This is a genomic window from Collinsella stercoris DSM 13279, assembly GCF_020735465.1.
Classification (GTDB): domain Bacteria; phylum Actinomycetota; class Coriobacteriia; order Coriobacteriales; family Coriobacteriaceae; genus Collinsella; species Collinsella stercoris.
This window is the reverse complement of sequence record NZ_CP085935.1, coordinates 90,786-106,861: the sequence shown is the minus strand read 5'-3', so window position 1 is coordinate 106,861 and position 16,076 is coordinate 90,786. Positions and strand designations below refer to the sequence as shown.

15 protein-coding genes and 1 tRNA gene are annotated in these 16,076 nt (G+C 60.4%); 1 reads left to right on the top strand and 15 read right to left on the bottom strand.

Annotation, left to right across the window (positions count from 1 at the left end; translation table 11 throughout):
- Positions 1-42: 42 nt before the first annotated feature.
- From LK434_RS00435 to LK434_RS00405, 7 genes are all read right to left on the bottom strand, one after another.
- A complete protein-coding gene (locus LK434_RS00435) occupies positions 43-753 on the bottom strand; it encodes a hypothetical protein (protein WP_006720924.1) in 711 nt (236 codons plus the stop codon).
- A gap of 62 nt (positions 754-815) precedes the next feature.
- Positions 816-1,253 (bottom strand): DUF2712 domain-containing protein, encoded by a 438-nt coding sequence (locus LK434_RS00430; protein WP_040360984.1) that lies wholly within the window; start codon positions 1,251-1,253, stop codon positions 816-818.
- 189 nt (positions 1,254-1,442) lie between these two features.
- Positions 1,443-1,694, bottom strand: a complete 252-nt coding sequence (locus LK434_RS00425; RefSeq protein WP_006720922.1) for a helix-turn-helix domain-containing protein — start codon at positions 1,692-1,694, stop codon at positions 1,443-1,445.
- A gap of 15 nt (positions 1,695-1,709) precedes the next feature.
- On the bottom strand, positions 1,710-2,258 hold the full coding sequence (locus tag LK434_RS00420; protein WP_148334541.1) for a hypothetical protein: 549 nt from the start codon (positions 2,256-2,258) through the stop codon (positions 1,710-1,712).
- An 86-nt stretch (positions 2,259-2,344) separates the two neighbouring features.
- Positions 2,345-3,469, bottom strand: coding sequence for a radical SAM/SPASM domain-containing protein (locus LK434_RS10550; protein WP_227917899.1), 1,125 nt, complete (start codon positions 3,467-3,469; stop codon positions 2,345-2,347).
- 448 nt (positions 3,470-3,917) lie between these two features.
- Positions 3,918-6,548, bottom strand: coding sequence for an ATP-dependent Clp protease ATP-binding subunit (locus LK434_RS00410; protein WP_006720919.1), 2,631 nt, complete (start codon positions 6,546-6,548; stop codon positions 3,918-3,920).
- A gap of 351 nt (positions 6,549-6,899) precedes the next feature.
- Positions 6,900-8,357, bottom strand: a complete 1,458-nt coding sequence (locus LK434_RS00405) for an aminoacyl-histidine dipeptidase (RefSeq protein ID WP_006720916.1) — start codon at positions 8,355-8,357, stop codon at positions 6,900-6,902.
- A gap of 680 nt (positions 8,358-9,037) precedes the next feature.
- Here LK434_RS00405 and LK434_RS00400 point away from each other — a divergent pair.
- Positions 9,038-9,517 carry a putative toxin-antitoxin system toxin component, PIN family gene (locus LK434_RS00400; RefSeq protein ID WP_227917766.1) on the top strand — a complete coding sequence of 160 codons (480 nt, stop codon included), beginning with the start codon at positions 9,038-9,040 and terminating at the stop codon, positions 9,515-9,517.
- 404 nt (positions 9,518-9,921) lie between these two features.
- Here the strand turns inward: LK434_RS00400 and lysS are convergent, their stop codons facing one another.
- From lysS to rdgB, 8 genes are all read right to left on the bottom strand, one after another.
- Positions 9,922-11,907, bottom strand: coding sequence for a lysine--tRNA ligase (gene lysS, locus LK434_RS00395; protein WP_006720912.1), 1,986 nt, complete (start codon positions 11,905-11,907; stop codon positions 9,922-9,924).
- Between the two features lie 168 nt (positions 11,908-12,075).
- A complete protein-coding gene (gene greA, locus LK434_RS00390) occupies positions 12,076-12,546 on the bottom strand; it encodes a transcription elongation factor GreA (RefSeq protein WP_006720911.1) in 471 nt (156 codons plus the stop codon).
- Positions 12,547-12,646: 100 nt separating this feature from the next.
- Complete coding sequence (locus tag LK434_RS00385; protein WP_006720910.1) at positions 12,647-12,898, bottom strand: Sec-independent protein translocase subunit TatA/TatB; 252 nt, start codon at positions 12,896-12,898, stop codon at positions 12,647-12,649.
- Positions 12,899-13,177: 279 nt separating this feature from the next.
- Positions 13,178-13,254 (bottom strand) — tRNA-Pro (locus LK434_RS00380).
- A gap of 37 nt (positions 13,255-13,291) precedes the next feature.
- Positions 13,292-14,266 (bottom strand): 4-(cytidine 5'-diphospho)-2-C-methyl-D-erythritol kinase, encoded by a 975-nt coding sequence (gene ispE, locus LK434_RS00375; protein ID WP_006720909.1) that lies wholly within the window; start codon positions 14,264-14,266, stop codon positions 13,292-13,294.
- The gene (locus LK434_RS00370) at positions 14,267-14,563 is read right to left on the bottom strand and encodes a Veg family protein (RefSeq protein WP_006720908.1); all 297 of its coding nucleotides are present in this window, start codon (positions 14,561-14,563) and stop codon (positions 14,267-14,269) included.
- Positions 14,564-14,806: 243 nt separating this feature from the next.
- Entirely contained in the window at positions 14,807-15,253 is a 447-nt protein-coding gene (gene dtd / locus LK434_RS00365) for a D-aminoacyl-tRNA deacylase (RefSeq protein WP_006720907.1), read from the bottom strand.
- 1 nt (position 15,254) lies between these two features.
- A complete protein-coding gene (gene rdgB / locus LK434_RS00360) occupies positions 15,255-15,977 on the bottom strand; it encodes an RdgB/HAM1 family non-canonical purine NTP pyrophosphatase (RefSeq protein WP_050754968.1) in 723 nt (240 codons plus the stop codon).
- Positions 15,978-16,076: the final 99 nt, after the last annotated feature.

The window sequence follows — 16,076 nt, the reverse complement described above, 5'->3', positions numbered from 1 at the left end:
ACCAAGCAGACACTACGCAAATCTCATGACCGCCGTGTCTCATTACCCCTCGAACGCTGGAACTTTGACCCAATGAGCGTTTACAGAAGCCGGATCGTACAATGATGCGCCCGTGAAATCGGGCAAAAAGTACAGCGGCGAGCCAGAATCGGAAAGAGCATCCTGGGGCACGACATATCCCAAGTGGGTCGTAATCGACTCACCGTCAGCCAAGTCGTATTCACCGGCATTGCTCACCTGCGCATTCAGGTCAACCGAGTCGCACAGGACCACCTCCGCAACGGGCGATACATCCCCGTCGACATCTTGCGCTAGGCAGCTCTGGTTGAGACGAATCTCACCCGCATCAGCGCTGTCCGATACGTTTTTAAATGTCGCCTCAACAATCACGTATACGAAATCGTTTTGTATCGTCCCGTTCGTATCTAAAATCACGCCGTAATAATCGGCCCAATCCTGAGACAGCTCCGGCAGGGGCCCTTTCTCTTTTTGGCACGCAATGCCGTTAACCGTAACCTCAAGTTGCTCGCCGACGATAAATGACTCGCCGATCGCCGCCTCTACCGGAACTCCACCCGGGTCTTCCTCCACAGGGGCATCGGCAGAAGGGAGCTGAGAAGCATGCGTTGGCTCCCACCCGCTTCCCTCATTTTGTAACTTCCCCATCGCGCGCGAGAACACCGGAAACGCCACGGCTATGACAGCGACGGTCGACACCGTAGCCACAATGGCGTTACGGGTTATCTTTCGCATCGACCCTCCTAAAAAAGACGTCGGCCGCGTACGATACCGCGACCGACGCGCAGATACATTCACTAGACGCTGTCGGCACTCCACAGCATGTTGATGCTTCCGCTAGTAAACATCGGAGTGATCTTCAGAGCTGCGTAACCATACCCGAGCTCATGCACGTTTTGGCGAATAAAATAGGCGTTGCCCTTTCGGCAGAGAACATTATCGATAACGGTGTTGAGATGCCCTGTAGTGCTCGAAGCGGATGCAAAGCCCACTCCCATAGCATAATAGCTGCCTGCAGATTTATCGTTATATGAATACATCGACGACGCATCAACCTTGAGCCGACGCGACGTGTACGAGCTGGTTGCGCTAGATCCAACATACCTCGTATAACGAACATCTTGATGATTGTTAGCATATGATGCCACCGGCGCGGCAACCAAAGAAACCGCGATTAGCACACATGCAAACAACGCGAGCAGCCCTCCTTTATCCCTCGTCATTGACTTCGTCATTGCAAGGCTCCTTCCTTTCGAGACCCGCATGGACGATTCCCTTCGTCCATGTCCGATAATATAGTCTTCCTTCTGATTGAAATCAATCATGAGATGATTGATTTCAATTATGAAAATAGCTCCTAGCACCAGGAGCTATAACACTAACACCGACTATAGTGATGTGTTGCAAAAATCCAAAAGCGAATCTTACTCGTCTCGCTCCGGCGGATAGCCGAACTCCTCTTCGAATTCCTCGTCCGACATATAATCAATTAGGTCACCGGGCTTGCAATGCAGAGCATCGCACAGCAGCACGAGACTCGAAAAACGAATACCTTGCAGTCGCCCATTTTTGATGCGCGTTATATTCACCGCCGAAAGACCCGTTTCCTTCGCGAGTTGCGTCACCGTCATCTTGCGCTTTGCCATCATCACATCAAGGCGCATTACAATCTGCATGCCCAAACTCCCCGGCTATACTATTTCGTCGGAATCATTTTGAACCGCCGCACCATACTGAAAGATCGAGGACAGCACGAAAAAGAAGCCCGACATGAAAAGGGACAAAAGATCGAGGGAAGGACCCGAGCTCTCGAGCTCAATAACGCCTGAAAACAGGTACATTGTTGGCAATTTGGGCGAAATCAGCTTGACGATTACGTTTATCAATAAGCAAATGGCAATTGCACGCATTTCCTTTGAACTAGAGAAACACTGCTGCAACCCACCTCGATAAACCCTTATGTAGAACCTCAGAACCAAAACCGATACGACAATGTCAAGAACAGATGAGCATAGCTCAAAAGCGATGGATACAGCAGCTAAGGCATTTAATGTGCCATCTTTCAACGATTGGCCCAACAGATAAGAACCGGACAAAGCCGACAATCCACCAAGCGCCAACACAATGACTGCAAATGATGCTCCCGTAAAGAAGGCGAAACGCAGCGGCCGTCTCCCGACGTGAGCCCGTGCTTCGACTTCTCTATAACGCGCATCGTTGCTATGCACGACTTTAGGCAAAACGATCTCCTATCTACCAATCTTGATGCCGAAAATTACCGTACACTTATCATAGTAAGCACCCTCAATCACAAACAACATTTAACTCACCCCTTTCCCAAGACTCGGTCGATTTGCAATCCAATCACATGCTGATAGAACATGCAATAGGGGTCGCATGAGGATCGATTGGAAAACCAACTGCCTGACGCATGCATCATCCGCGCACGACAACCGCCTCCGCAGAGATATCGAATGTCACATGATTTACAACCGGGCACTTCATCAACCGATTGAAGAGGGTGTGACGCGAGACCTTTTCGAACATCCTCGCCACTATCGACAAAGGCATTGCCTACACGCAGTTCGGGTATGTGCAACATGTGACATGGGTATATCGTTCCATCATACGATACGCTTACGCACCTTCGTCCCGCCCCACAATATGTCACACAGGTCAGACCATGTAAATGAGTGCAGCCGGAAGACTCTGCATAATCGCCGACACCTACTTGTTCCGACATCAAAATTTCCGCAAGCTCTTGAAGCTGCTCATCAGTGAAGACCAGATCGTGACACTCAGAGGAGATGCAGCTTAGAAGGCTAAAGCCGATCGTGAAACCACGCTCATCTGCAAGCGCAAGATAGCGAGGTATGTTCAGGTAATTCTTGGGATGCAGCGTAAGCAGGATGTGAGGACGAAGGCCCGCTGCGCACACAGCGTCACATGTCACTAAATAATCTGCAGCAGAGATATCCCGGCCCAAGTAAGATATCTCGTCGTCAAAAAGACGATCACACGATAAAGCAACGGTCTGAACGAAGCCCCTAAACGACGTCAAACAATGTTTGCTCAACAGCGAACCGTTTGTAATGATGGTTTGCCGCGGTATGCCATGATACGCGGCTCTCCGTACCAATAGAGCCATATCTTCCCTCATGAACGGCTCGCCACCGGAATAAATTAGTTCCTGGACACCAAGTTGTGCCAGCATATTGATCGCAACAGTGAGCTGGTCAACGGTAGGCACACAATAATGTGCCATGCGATCTGAACCAGAATAGCAACCTATGCACGAGAAGTTGCATTGAGGAGTAACATGCAAGTATGCGGAGGTGACTACCGGAGCAGCGGAATCGTTGTCAGCAAGGAAGCCATGGCATTGTAAATAATCAACAAGTTGCAAACAAGATGCAGGCACTTCGGCCGGCTCAATGTCACATCGCGACATCGACTCCACAAGCGTTTGTCCATCTGGAGTCAAGCCTACAATTGCACCGGTTCGCGGATTCCCGACAGTCGGGATTGTCCCCAGTGAAAACCGAACAACGTAATCAGCAAGCCGCATGTACACCACCTGTTAGAAATCAATCACAAGCTGATGTATAAGGATATCTTTATAGTCGCTAATGCAAAGTAGAATACAGGCGCACAAAGAAAAACTAGCCCTGCCCCCCGCGCCGGGGGGGCAGGACAAATATCCTTTAAGCTCAATCGACTCCACGCGCGGCTTATTTTCCCATATGGGAAAAAATCTAACACTTCTTAAAAGATTATCCCATTTGGGATAAAGAGTGATGGGGCGAGCCGACGAGAAAGGGGTCGCCTCAGGCGACCCCAGGTCAAACAGTACGTATACACCTGTTCAGCAGCCACGGGCAGACGGGCCCTGACTTACGTTAATTCGCTCCGGCGCCTACGCTGGTGAGGCCGCCGGCGCTGTTCGTGGTGCGGGGCGCGGCAATGGCGCGGCGCGGCGCGGGCGCGTCGAAACTCGACCCCAGCTCCCCCGTCGCGCGTGGAGCGGGAATCTCGCCCGTGGTGTGGCTGAACACGAACGCATCGTCCGCCACATCGCACAGCACCGTATCGCCGGCACCCCACTCCCCGGCGAGCAGCTCCTCGGACAACGGGTCCTCGATGAGCTTTTGGATCGCACGGCGCAAGGGGCGCGCTCCGTTGGAGACGTCCGTGCCCTCGCGCACGATCTTGTCGAGCGCCTCGTCGGTGAGGACAATGTTCATGCCGTTGGCGATGAGGCGCTGGCGCAGGTCGTCCACCAGCAGCTCGGCGATGGCGGTGAGGCTCTTGCCCGCGAGCTTTTGGAACACCACGATGTCGTCCACGCGGTTGATGAACTCGGGGCGGAACAAGCGCTTGAGCTCGCCCATCGCACGCGTCTTGATCTCGCCCGCGGTGAGGCCGGCCTCGCCCGTAGTGCCAAAGCCCACGTTCGCGTCCTGCGCGATCTCGCGCGCGCCCACGTTGCTCGTCATGATGATCACCGTGTTGCGGAAGTCCACGGTCTTGCCCTGACTGTCGGTAAGACGGCCCTCCTCGAGCACCTGCAGCAAGATGTTGAAGATGTCGGGGTGCGCCTTCTCGATCTCGTCGAACAGCACCACGGAATACGGGTTGCGGCGCACCGCCTTGGTGAGCTGGCCGCCCTCCTCGTGCCCCACGTAGCCCGGAGGCGAGCCGATGAGCTTGGACACCTCGTACTGGCTACCGAACTCGGACATGTCAAAGCTGATGAGCGCGTCCTTGCTGCCGAACAGGTACTCGGCGAGCGTCTTGGCGAGCTCGGTTTTGCCCGTGCCCGTGGGGCCCAAGAAGATGAACGAGCCGCCGGGGCGACGCGGGTCCTTGAGGGGCGAGCGGCTGCGGCGAATGGCCTTGGCCACGGCGGACACGGCCTCGTCCTGACCGATGATGCGCGTCTTGAGCACGCTCTCGCAGGCGAGCAGGCGACGGCTCTCGTCCTCGGTGAGCGAGGACACCGGAACGCCCGAGGTGACGGAAACGATATCGGCGATCTGGGGGACGTCGATGATGACGGGGTGCGCCTCGAGCTCGGCGTTCCATGCGGCACGAACCTCGCCGAGGGCGATCTGCGCAGACTGCACCTGCTCTTTGAGTTCGGCGGCCTTGTTCATGTCGTCGGCGGCAGTCGCCTCCTCCATGCCCGCCTTGAGCTCGGCGACGCGCTCCTCTGCCCGGCGCACGGGCTCAGGCGCCTTGTTGCGAGCGATGCGCGCGCGGGCACCCGCCTCGTCCATGAGGTCGATGGCCTTATCGGGCAAAAAGCGGTCCTGGATGTAGCGCGCCGAGAGGCTCGCCGCCGCCTCGAGTGCCGCCGTGGTGTAGCGCACCTGGTGGTGCTCCTCGTACTTGGGCGCGAGCTTTGCCAGGATCGCCACGGTGTCCTCCACGCTCGGCTCGTCGACGTCGACGGCCTGGAAGCGGCGCTCAAAGGCGGGGTCCTTGGCAAGGTACTTGCGGAACTCCTCGGCGGTGGTGGCGCCGATGATCTGGAACGCCCCGCGCGCGAGCACCGGCTTGAGCATGGAGCTGGCGTCGATGGAGCCCTCGGCCGAGCCGGCGCCGATGAGGGTGTGCATCTCGTCGATGAACAAGATGATGTCGTCGGCCTCGGTGGCCTCGGCGATCACGTTCTTGAGGCGCTCCTCGAACTCACCACGGTACTTGGCGCCGGCAACCAGGCCGGGCAAGTCGAGCGTCCAGATGTTCTGGCCCATGAGGTTCTCGGGCACGCTGCCCGCCGCGATCTCCTGCGCCAGGCCCTCCACGATGGCGGTCTTGCCCACGCCGGGATCGCCCAAGATGAGTGGGTTGTTCTTGGTGCGGCGCGAGAGGATCTCCATCATGCGGGAAATCTCCTTTTCGCGCCCGATGACCGGGTCCAGCTTGCCCGCGCGCGCCTCCTCGGTGAGGTTGGTGCCGAACTGCTTGAGGGTGCTCTCGGATTTTGCCCCCTGCTGGCCCTGCGTGCCGCCGCCAAAAAACGGCAGACCCGCCCCGGGTCGACCGGAGCCCGCACCAGCCAACGGGCGTTGCTTGCCCTGGTCTTTCGACGTGAGCTTTTCGACGGCCGCGCGGACGCTCGCCGCGGACACACCCAGACGCCGCAGGATGTCGACGGCAACGCCGTTGCCCTCGCTCACGATCGCGAGCAGCAGGTGCTCTGTGGAAACATAGGTCTGGTTGTTCTCGCGCGCCAGGCGGAAGCTCTTCTCCATAACGGACACCACGAGCGGTGTGAACGCGAGCTTGGCGTCCTCCGGCTCGGCCTCCGCGGGAGCCGCCGCGCGAATATCCCCGAGCTGCTTCAAGATGTCGTCGTAGGTGATCTCCAAATCACGGAGGGCCTCAGCGGCAATGCCCTCCTGCTCCTTGGCGAGCGCGAGCAGCAAATGCTCGGTGCCCACCTTGGAGGTCTTGAGGGCCTTTGCCTCCTCCTTGGCCAGAGACATGACCTTGCGCGCGCGGTCGGTGAATCGGTCTAACATGCGTCTACCTCGTCTATGCTCGAGTTCGTGCTATCGAAAAGCGTGTACCCAATGGCGCACCATGATAACCGATTCGGGCAGATACGTCGCATTTGGCAACGAGAGCGTCACGTTCCACGCATGAGGAATGCGGGCCGCACGCGATCGCACGGCCCGCAAAGATAATAGACGCTACACGATGGGTGATATTCCCGAGAAGTGCAGGTAGAGCGATACGACCGCAAGGAGCACAACAATGGCCGCGATAACCTTGTCGCCCACATGCTAAGGCCCGCAGCGAACGGTATCGCTGCGGGCCTTTCGCATCCCTAGGGAAAACGGCTCAATGTGCACCTATCCCCAATTGGGGCATTACGCGGCGAGGCGCTTGAGGACGTCGACGAGCAGCGTGTAGAAGCGCTCGGAGGACGCGAGCTCCATGCTCTCGTCGGGCGTGTGCACGTCGGAGAGCGTCGGGCCGACGGCGATGGCGTCCAGGCCGGGAAGCGCCTCGGTAAAGAGACCGCACTCAAGGCCAGCGTGGATGGACTCGATCTTGAGCTCAGTGCCGAACAGCTCGCGATAGCTCTCGCAGAACACGTCGCGCACCGCGGAGTGCTCAACGTAGCTCCAGCCCGGATACTCGTACTCGAATGCGGCGTCAAAGCCCAGGACGTCGGCGAGCGTCTGCAAGCGGTCCTTGAACTCCTCCTGCAGGGACGTGATGGAGGAACGGGGCGACAGCAGAATCTTTGCCTCGTCGGCGGAGGTGGCGACCACGCCGATGTTGGAGGAGACCTCAACGGAGCCATCGGTGGCAATGTTGCGACGCATCACGCCGTTGGGGGCCAGACGAATGGCGCGCACGAAGGCGAGCGCGGTGTCGGGGTCGATGGCCTCGACCTCGGCGTTGTCGGCGATCTCGACGCTGCAGGCAAAACCGGGGTCGAACACCTCGAGCTCGGAACTCACGGCCGCGATGATGCCCTGCGCGATCGCGGCGCCCGCCTCGGCGGCGGCGTGATCGGCATACACGAGCTCGGCCTTGCACTCGCGGTTGATGGCGTTGTCCTTGGTGCCGCCGTTAAAGCTCACGAGGGCGGGGTCGCCGGCGAGCATGAGGCGCTCGACGATGCGCGCCATGATGATGTTGCCGTTACCGCGCTCTAGGTGGATATCGGAGCCGGAGTGACCGCCCAGCAGGCCGGAGATCTCGAGCGTGAGCAGCGAGCCCGCCTTGTGCTCGCGCACGATGGGGCGGCTGTACGTGACGACGACGCCTCCGGCGCAACTCACCGTGGCAACGCCCTCCTCCTCGGAATCGAGGTTGATCATGATGCGGGCGTCGATCTGGGACTTGTCGAGGGTCTCGGCACCGACCAGGCCGGACTCCTCGTCGGTGGTGAAGACGCACTCGAGCGCGGGGTGCACGAGCGAATCGTCATCGAGCACGGTGAGCATGAGCGCCACGGCGATGCCGTTGTCGGCGCCCAGGGTGGTGCCGTTGGCGGTCAGGATGCCGTCCTTGACCACCAAATCGATGCCGTCCTTCTCGAAATCGTGCTCAACGCTGCCGAGCTTGTCGCACACCATGTCGATGTGGCCCTGCAGCATGACCGCGGGCGCGGCCTCGGCACCGGCGGAGGCCGCCTTCTTGATGATCACGTTGTACACGTCATCCTGGTAGACCCACAGACCGTGGTCCTTGGCGAACGCCACCAGGTAGTCGCTGATGCCCTTCTCGTTGCCCGATCCGCGCGGGATGGCGCTGATCTCCTCAAAGTAATGGAACAGCTTGGCGGGTTCGTAGCCGGTGATCTTGTAGTCCATGGTGCCTCCTCGAAGCGTTTGATGCGGACGGTAGTCATACGGGTTATATATTCCCAGAGTTGCGGCGCCAAAACCACTCCAGCTCGACGGACACATCCTCGTCCTCGGCGGGTGGAGTGTCATCAGGTGCCATGGCTCTGTTGTGCCTGACGCGTAGGGTCATCAGCCTGGGCACACGTAGCCGCCGTCACACCTCAAATTAGAGACTGTCCCTAATTTGAGGTGGTGAGGTGGTGACGCGTACGCGTCGCTCACCGTTCGGCGAATGACGACCGCTATGCCTCCCTACGCTTGCTATACTTTGCTATACGTATAGCGATTGGAGAAGACATGGAAGCGGCTGTTCAGATGAACACGCGCCTCGAGCGATCGATAAAAACCGGGGGCGACGCGGTCTTGAGTCAATGCGGCTATAGCCCCAGCCAGGCGGTCCGGGCACTTTGGACATATCTGTGCGACCACCAGGATGTGCCCCCGTTTATGAAGGAGGCCGAGGCAAGCGGCATGGACGCAATCCGGCAAAGGAAACTTTCGCTCATCCATGATAGCGCGGGCCTGGCAATCAAAACCGCCAGGCAATGCGGGTATACGGGCCCAGACAACAATCTTCTTGCAGGGAAGACGCCCCATGAGCTTCGAGACGTCATGTACGACGACATGCTTGGGGAAATGGAGGCCCGATGCGTGTATCCGGAAAGCCGATGAGCCTGGTCATCGATACCAACGTATGGGTTGATTATTTCCTAAACAATGAACTGGACCGAGGAGCCAGCAAGCTCCTCTTGGAATGCGCCGTCAAGAACGACGTTCCCCTGCTCGTATGCCCAACCACGCTCAAAGACGCGTTCTGCTTGCTTCCAAGACGCTTCAAACGACAGGATGCGCTCGAGGGAAAACCGGAGACGTCCTACGAGCCCGTAGCATGGGCATGCATTGAAAGTATGCTCGAGTTGGCCACGCCATCTCCGCTCGGGCTCTTTGAATGTACCCTGGCGGGCAGCCTTCGCTCCAAATTTAGGGACTACGAGGACAACCTGATTCTCGCATCGAGCGAATCGGCAAAAGCCGACTACATCGTCACTCGCGATGGCCCGTTGCTGCAACGCTTCCCCGAGGCCTGCATCACGCCCGAACGTGCCATCGAGCTCATCTCACAGTAAAGAGCTCTCAAACGGATCCATATCTACAAGCAAGGATTTCCAGGTGCCCGCGATCGACGCGAACGCGGGGGCGCACCTTAGGGTGACGCGCCCCCGCTTGATCCCCGCTCGAACGCCCGATTAAGGCGCATGCCCAATAAAAACCCAAGGTACATGAATCAAAGGTTCCCGAAACCTCAAATTAGGGACTGTCCCTAATCTGAGGCAAATAGAAAATCGGGGCATCTGGGATTAAAGATTCCCAGGCGCCCCGGATTCGGGTGAAAGAGGAGGGCGCACGCCTTGCGTGCGACGCCCGACGATTGAACCCGAAGGCGCTAAATCGAAGCGATGGCCAGGATGACTCGCAAAACCTCAATTTAGGGACTGTCCCTAAATTGAGGTGGTCCCTAAATTGAGGTGCCCTAGTAGAGCTTGGCGCCTGCCGGGATTGAATCGTCCACGATCAGCACGTTCAGACGCTCGGGCGTCTCGTCGCCCTCGGCCTCGGCGTGCACGGCGGAGATGATCATGCCGCAGCTGGGGATGCCCATCATCTTGCGCGGGGGCAGGTTGGTGATGGCGATGAGCGTCTTGCCCACCAGGTCCTCCGGCTCGTAGTAATCGTGGATGCCGGAGAGGATGGTGCGGTCGGTGCCGGTGCCGTCGTCCAGGGTGAAGTTCAAAAGCTTCTTGGACTTGGGCACGGCCACGCAGTCCTTGACCTTGACGGCACGGAAGTCGCTCTTGGCAAAGGTGTCGAAGTCCACGAAGTCCTCGAACAGCGGCTCGACGACGACCTTGGAGTAATCGAGCGTGGGCTTGGCGGGCGTGACGAACGGGCTCGCGGCACCGGCGGCCGCGGAGTCCTGAGCGGCCTTCGCGGCGGCGGCGCCGCTCTTGGAGCCCTTTTCGGGCTTCATATGCGGGAACAGCAGGACGTCGCGGATGGAAGTGGAGTTGGTGAGCAGCATGACCACGCGGTCGATGCCGATGCCGATGCCGCCCGCGGGAGGCATGCCGTACTCGAGCGCGCGCACGTAATCCTCGTCGTACTCCATGGCCTCGTCGTCGCCACCGGCCTTCTCGGCCATCTGCGCAGCGAAGCGCTCGGCCTGGTCGACCGGATCGTTCAGCTCGGAGAACGCGTTGGCGTACTCATGGCCGGCGATCACGAGCTCGAAGCGGTGCGTAAGGCGCGGGTCCTCCTCGTTGCGCTTGGCGAGCGGCGAGACCTCGACCGGGTAATCGCACACGAACGTGGGGTTGACGATGGTGTCCTCGCCCAGCTCGTCGTAGATCTCGGCGATGAGCTTGCCGGCGGTCCACTCGGGCTTGGTCTCGATGCCGCGCTCGGCGCACGCGGCGAACAGCTCCTCGACGGGCGTATCGAGCGTGACCTCGCGGCCGAGCACGTCGGAGACGATCTCGGTCATGGAACGGCTGGCCCACGGCGAGAAGAGGTCGATCTGCTGACCCTGATACTCGATGATGCCCTCGAGGCCCACGGCGGTCGCGGCGGCCTTGATGACGCCCTCGGCGAGCTCCTTCATACCCTCGAGGTCGGAATAGGCGCGGTAGGCCTCCATGGTGGTGAACTCGGGGTTGTGGGTGAGGTCCATGCCCTCGTTGCGGAAGATGCGGCCGATCTCGAACACGCGCTCATAGCCGCCCACCAGCAGGCGCTTGAGGTGCAGCTCGGTGGCGATGCGCAGGTAGTTCTCCTGGTTGAGCGCGTTGAAGTGCGTGATGAACGGCTTGGCCGTGGCGCCGCCCTGGATGGACTGCAGGATGGGGGTCTCGACCTCCATGTAGCCGTCGTCCTCCATGTAGCGGCGGAAGGTGGAAATGATGGCGGAGCGCTTGCGGAACGTCTCGCGCACGTCCTCGTTCACGATGAGGTCGACATAGCGCTGGCGATAGCGGGTCTCCTTGTCGGAGAGGCCGTGGAACTTCTCAGGCAGCGGGCGGACGGCCTTGGAGAGCAGCTTGAGCTCGCGCGGGGCAACGGAGAGCTCGCCGCGCTTGGTGCGGGTGACCACGCCGGTGGCCTGGATGATGTCGCCCAGGTCGAGCTTCTTGAGCGTGGCCCACGACTCTTCCTCCACGTCGTTCACGCGGCAGAAGAGCTGGATGTCGGCGGAGGGGTCGCGCAGGACCAGGAACATGATCTTGCCCTGACCGCGCTTGGCGACCACGCGGCCGCCTACGGTGACGGTCTCGCTCGCGAACTCCTCGTTGGCCAGGCCCTCGTAGCGCACGAGCAGGTCGGCGGCGTGATCGGTTACGCTCGAGTGCTCCGGATAGGGGTTCTTGCCGGCCTCGTAGAGCGCGGCGCGGTCGGCGAGACGACGGGCGCGCTCGTCGTTCAGGGTGTTGGCGGCCTCGTTGACCTCGAGGTTCTCGGCCATCTTTGTGACTCCTCTCGTAATGCCGGGTCATGTGGCCCGACTGTTCATCGATGCGGCGATCGCCCAACGAGCGTGCCGCCCCATGTTCCAAACGAAAACCGCTCCCTGGCGCCATGAGGCACCAGGGAGCGGAGCGAGCGCTAGAGCTCAATAGGTAACGGGTGAGCCCTAGCGCGAAATCTTGGCGATGGTGTAGACGCGCTTCTTGCCAGAGGCGAGCACGACCTCGACGCTCTCGCCCTCGGCGTGACCGATGATGGCACGGCCGACCGGGGACTCGTTGGAGATCTTGTGCTCGAGCACGTTGGTCTCGGTGGTACCGACGATGGTGAAGTCGGACGCCTCGCCCTCGCCGTCGACCAGCGTGACGTTGCTGCCAATGGAGACGATCATGTTGGAGCCGGCGACGGCGTCCTGGGCGTTGGCCAGCGTGGCGCGGATCTCGGCGATGCGGGCGGCGTTGCGGGCCTGATCTTCCTTGGCGGCGTCGTACTCGGCGTTCTCGGAAAGGTCGCCGAATGCGCGGGCTTCCTTGATGTGCTCGACGATCTCCTTGGCCTTCTCACCCTCGAGATAGGCGAGCTCCTCCTCGAGCTTCTTGCGACCCTCGGCAGTCAGTACGATCTGGCTTGCATCCATGCGTCGAACTCCTCTTGTACGTCTTGTGCAGAATAACAGCAAAGCGACCGGCAAACCCAGTGCGGGTCAACCGGCCGCGATCAACCCTTATGCGAGCGGGTTACTCGGCGTCCTTAGCGGCGGCTTCCTTCTTGGCCTTGGCCTCGGCGAGCTGAGCCTCGAGCTGAGCGACCTCGTCGTCCTCCTCGACAACCTCGGCGTCATCGGCAGGAGCCTCGTCACCGGACATGCCCTCACGGATGTTCTTGACCGTCTTGCCCAGAGACTTGCCGAGCTTTGGCAGGTTCTTGGGGCCAAAAATCAGCAGGGCGACGATAAGGATGACAACCCACTCAAAGCCTTTAGGGAACATACTTTTCCTCCAGATACGATCCGTTTGGCGTGTACGGCACGATGTTCGCCGTGCGCGTTACAGCTCGAATGAGTATAACCCGCCACCGCGACACTGCACAATATTTGTCTATTCTACACGGGAGCGTATCGCAAACGGTAAACAGTCGGTAAACGGTGGGCCAAACCCAAAACGCGCAGAGCCGGCGCGATGCGCATGGGCCGCCCATGATAGGAATCCTTTATGGCAGGGCCCGTTATGCAAAAAAAGGCCGCCATAAGGCGACCCTTTGCAATGTAATGGTCGGGTTGACTGGATTTGAACCAGCGACCCCCGCGTCCCGAACGCGGTGCTCTACCAAGCTGAGCCACAACCCGTTAGCTTGGCTATAGTATCAAAGCCGCGAACGAAAATCTACCCCACAGCGATAATTGGTCCAGATTTTTCCATCCTCGCAGCTTGCGCCCACCAGCCATGCTCCTTCATCGCGGCGATGCCGATCTTATCGGCCGCCATTTGCGTGGCGCAGACGGCAAAGACCGTCGCGCCCGATCCGCACACATCGACCGCGCGGACGTCGGGCTGCTCGCGCATCCAATCAACGATCTCGCCGATCTCGGGACAAAGCGCGCGGGCGACGGGAGCCAGGTTGTTCGACACGCAATCGAAAATGACCTGCTCGTCGTGTGAGCGCATGGCCTCGAGCATGGGCTCGAGAGGCTGCGCCTTGATGGGAGACTCGTCAAAGCGGCGATACGCCTCGACGGTCGAGACGCCACCCGTCATGGGCTTTACCAGCGCCACGGGCGTACCCGTGAGCGGGCGGAACAGCTCACGCATCGAATCGCCGCGCCCGTCCAGATGGGCGGGAGGGCCATAGAGGAAAAACGGAACGTCCGCGCCGATGGAGCGCGCGACCGCATCGATGCGCTCGTCGCGCGGGTCGACTCCCCAATAGCGGCAGATGCCCATGATGGTCGCCGCGGCGTCGGTGGACGGACCGCCCAGGCCAGCGCGGACCGGAATGTGCTTGTCGATGAGGATGGCGAAGTTCGGCTCGCGGCCAAACGCCTCCCCCATCGCCACGGCGGCCTTGTACGCCGTGTTGCTCTCCTGGGGAAAGTCCGCCTCGGGCACCGTCTTGACCATCAGGCGGTCGGAGGGCGCAATGGCGATGGTGTCCGAGATGTCGAGCGTCGTCATCACGGTATCGACGCGGTGGTAGCCCCCATCATCGGTCCCCTCATGCACGCCCAGATACAGGTTGATCTTTGCGGGGGCGGTGATGAGCATGAAGTTCCCCTGGGGCGCGGCGGGCTGGGCCGCGGCGCGATACGGGTCGAACGCCGGGTTGGGAGCGGAGCTTGAGCCCCGTCCGACCGCGGTCATTTAGTGCTCCTCGAGCTGGGTGCCGAGCGGCGTGAAGATATGCTCGCCGGTCTCGGGGTCGAACAGCTCGACCGTGCCGGTGAGCACGTCGACGTACTGGTAGGACTGACGGGACTTGCGACCGCGGCGCTCGTCAACCTCGACGATGAACACGGCGGGGTGGACGTTCTTGATAACGCCCATGCGCTCGATGACGCGCGTGCGGCCCATGTTGGCCTTGACCTTGACGCGGTCGCCGACCATCTCGGTCAGCTTTTCCTTGATCTCCGCAACGTGATTGACTTCGAGCTCTTCCATGCGATGGCCTCCACATACGGGCGCTTGACAGAATGCGCCCAAGAATAGACATACGCATTGGAGTATAGCAAGGATCGATACGATTGTCGCTCCGGGCGCCGACGGGGGCGTTTTGTCCGATGTTCGGGCAGTCCTGCTCGCACGAAGGCCCCAGTGGGACCTTCGGCTCGTGCGGAACTCGCCTCGGACAAAGTGCCCGGCGGGCTAACGGGGGCAACAACCTCGGCGTGAGTGAAGCCCTGACTACAATTCGTCGGTATCGAGCACGATGGTAAAGGGACCGTCGTTCAAAAGCTCGACCTGCATGTTCGCGCCAAAGCGACCCGTCGCCACGTGCTCGACGTCGCGGCGCGCAAGGTCGACGAAGTACTCGTAGAGCTCGGCTGCCTGCGCGGGCGGGGCAGCCTCGGTGAACGAGGGGCGGCGGCCCTTTTTGCAGTTAGCAAACAGGGTGAACTGGGAGACCACCAAAACCTCGCCCGCAACATCCGCCAAGGCGAGGTTGGTCTTGCCGTCCTCGTCATCGTTGATGCGCAGGGCGAAGATCTTGTTCCACAGCTTGTCCGCCTCCGCCCGCGTGTCGGCATGGCCCACGCCGAGCAGAACGAGGTAACCCCTGCCGATCGAACCTACGGCCTCACCGTCGATGGCGACGCTCGCGTGTCGCACGCGCTGAACGACCGCGCGCATGCTAGCGATCCCCTGCCGCGGAACCGGGTGCAGAGGGGCATTCCGCACCGCCAGTCTCCCCTGCCCGCTCGGCATCCTCGGCAGACGCCGCCTGCACCAGCTGGGCAGACAGGTCCTGCAGCGCGTGGAAACGGTGGCTGATGGCGTTCTTCTCCTCCGGCGTGAGCTCCGCCATAGTCTTGCCCGGGGTGTCGACGGGAAGGAACAGCGGGTCGTAGCCAAAACCGTGCTCGCCGCGGCCCTCGCGGGCAATTACGCCCTCGCAGGCGCCCGTGCCCGTGAGCACGCAGCCGCTTGCATCGATGAGGGCGACGACGCTCATGAAGCGCGCGGTACGCTCGGCATCCGGGGTGTCGCCGAGTTTGTCGAGGAGCTTGGCGTTGTTGGCGGCGTCATCCCCGTGCACACCGGCATAGCGCGCCGAGTACACACCCGGCTCGCCGTCCAGCGCATCCACAACCAGGCCGGAGTCGTCGGCGATTGCCGCAAGGCCGGTGGCCGCAACCGCAGCCTCGGCCTTGATGATCGCGTTCTCCACAAACGTGGTGCCCGTCTCCTCGGGGTCCTCGAAGTCGCCGAGCTGACCCAAGGCCACAAAGCGGACCTCCGGCAGGACCTCGCTCAAGATGGCCTCAATCTCGGTGAGCTTGTGCGCGTTGCCCGTCGCCACCACGATGGTGCGCTTGGGGTCGAGCGTCGCGATATCGATTTTTTCCAGCGCCATGTTCGGCACCGTCCTTTCTCTATCTATGAGTTTCCGCATGTTGAAGCATACCCCGCGCACATCCGTTGCGTGCTCTGGGCGCATCCCGTGCACATCCGT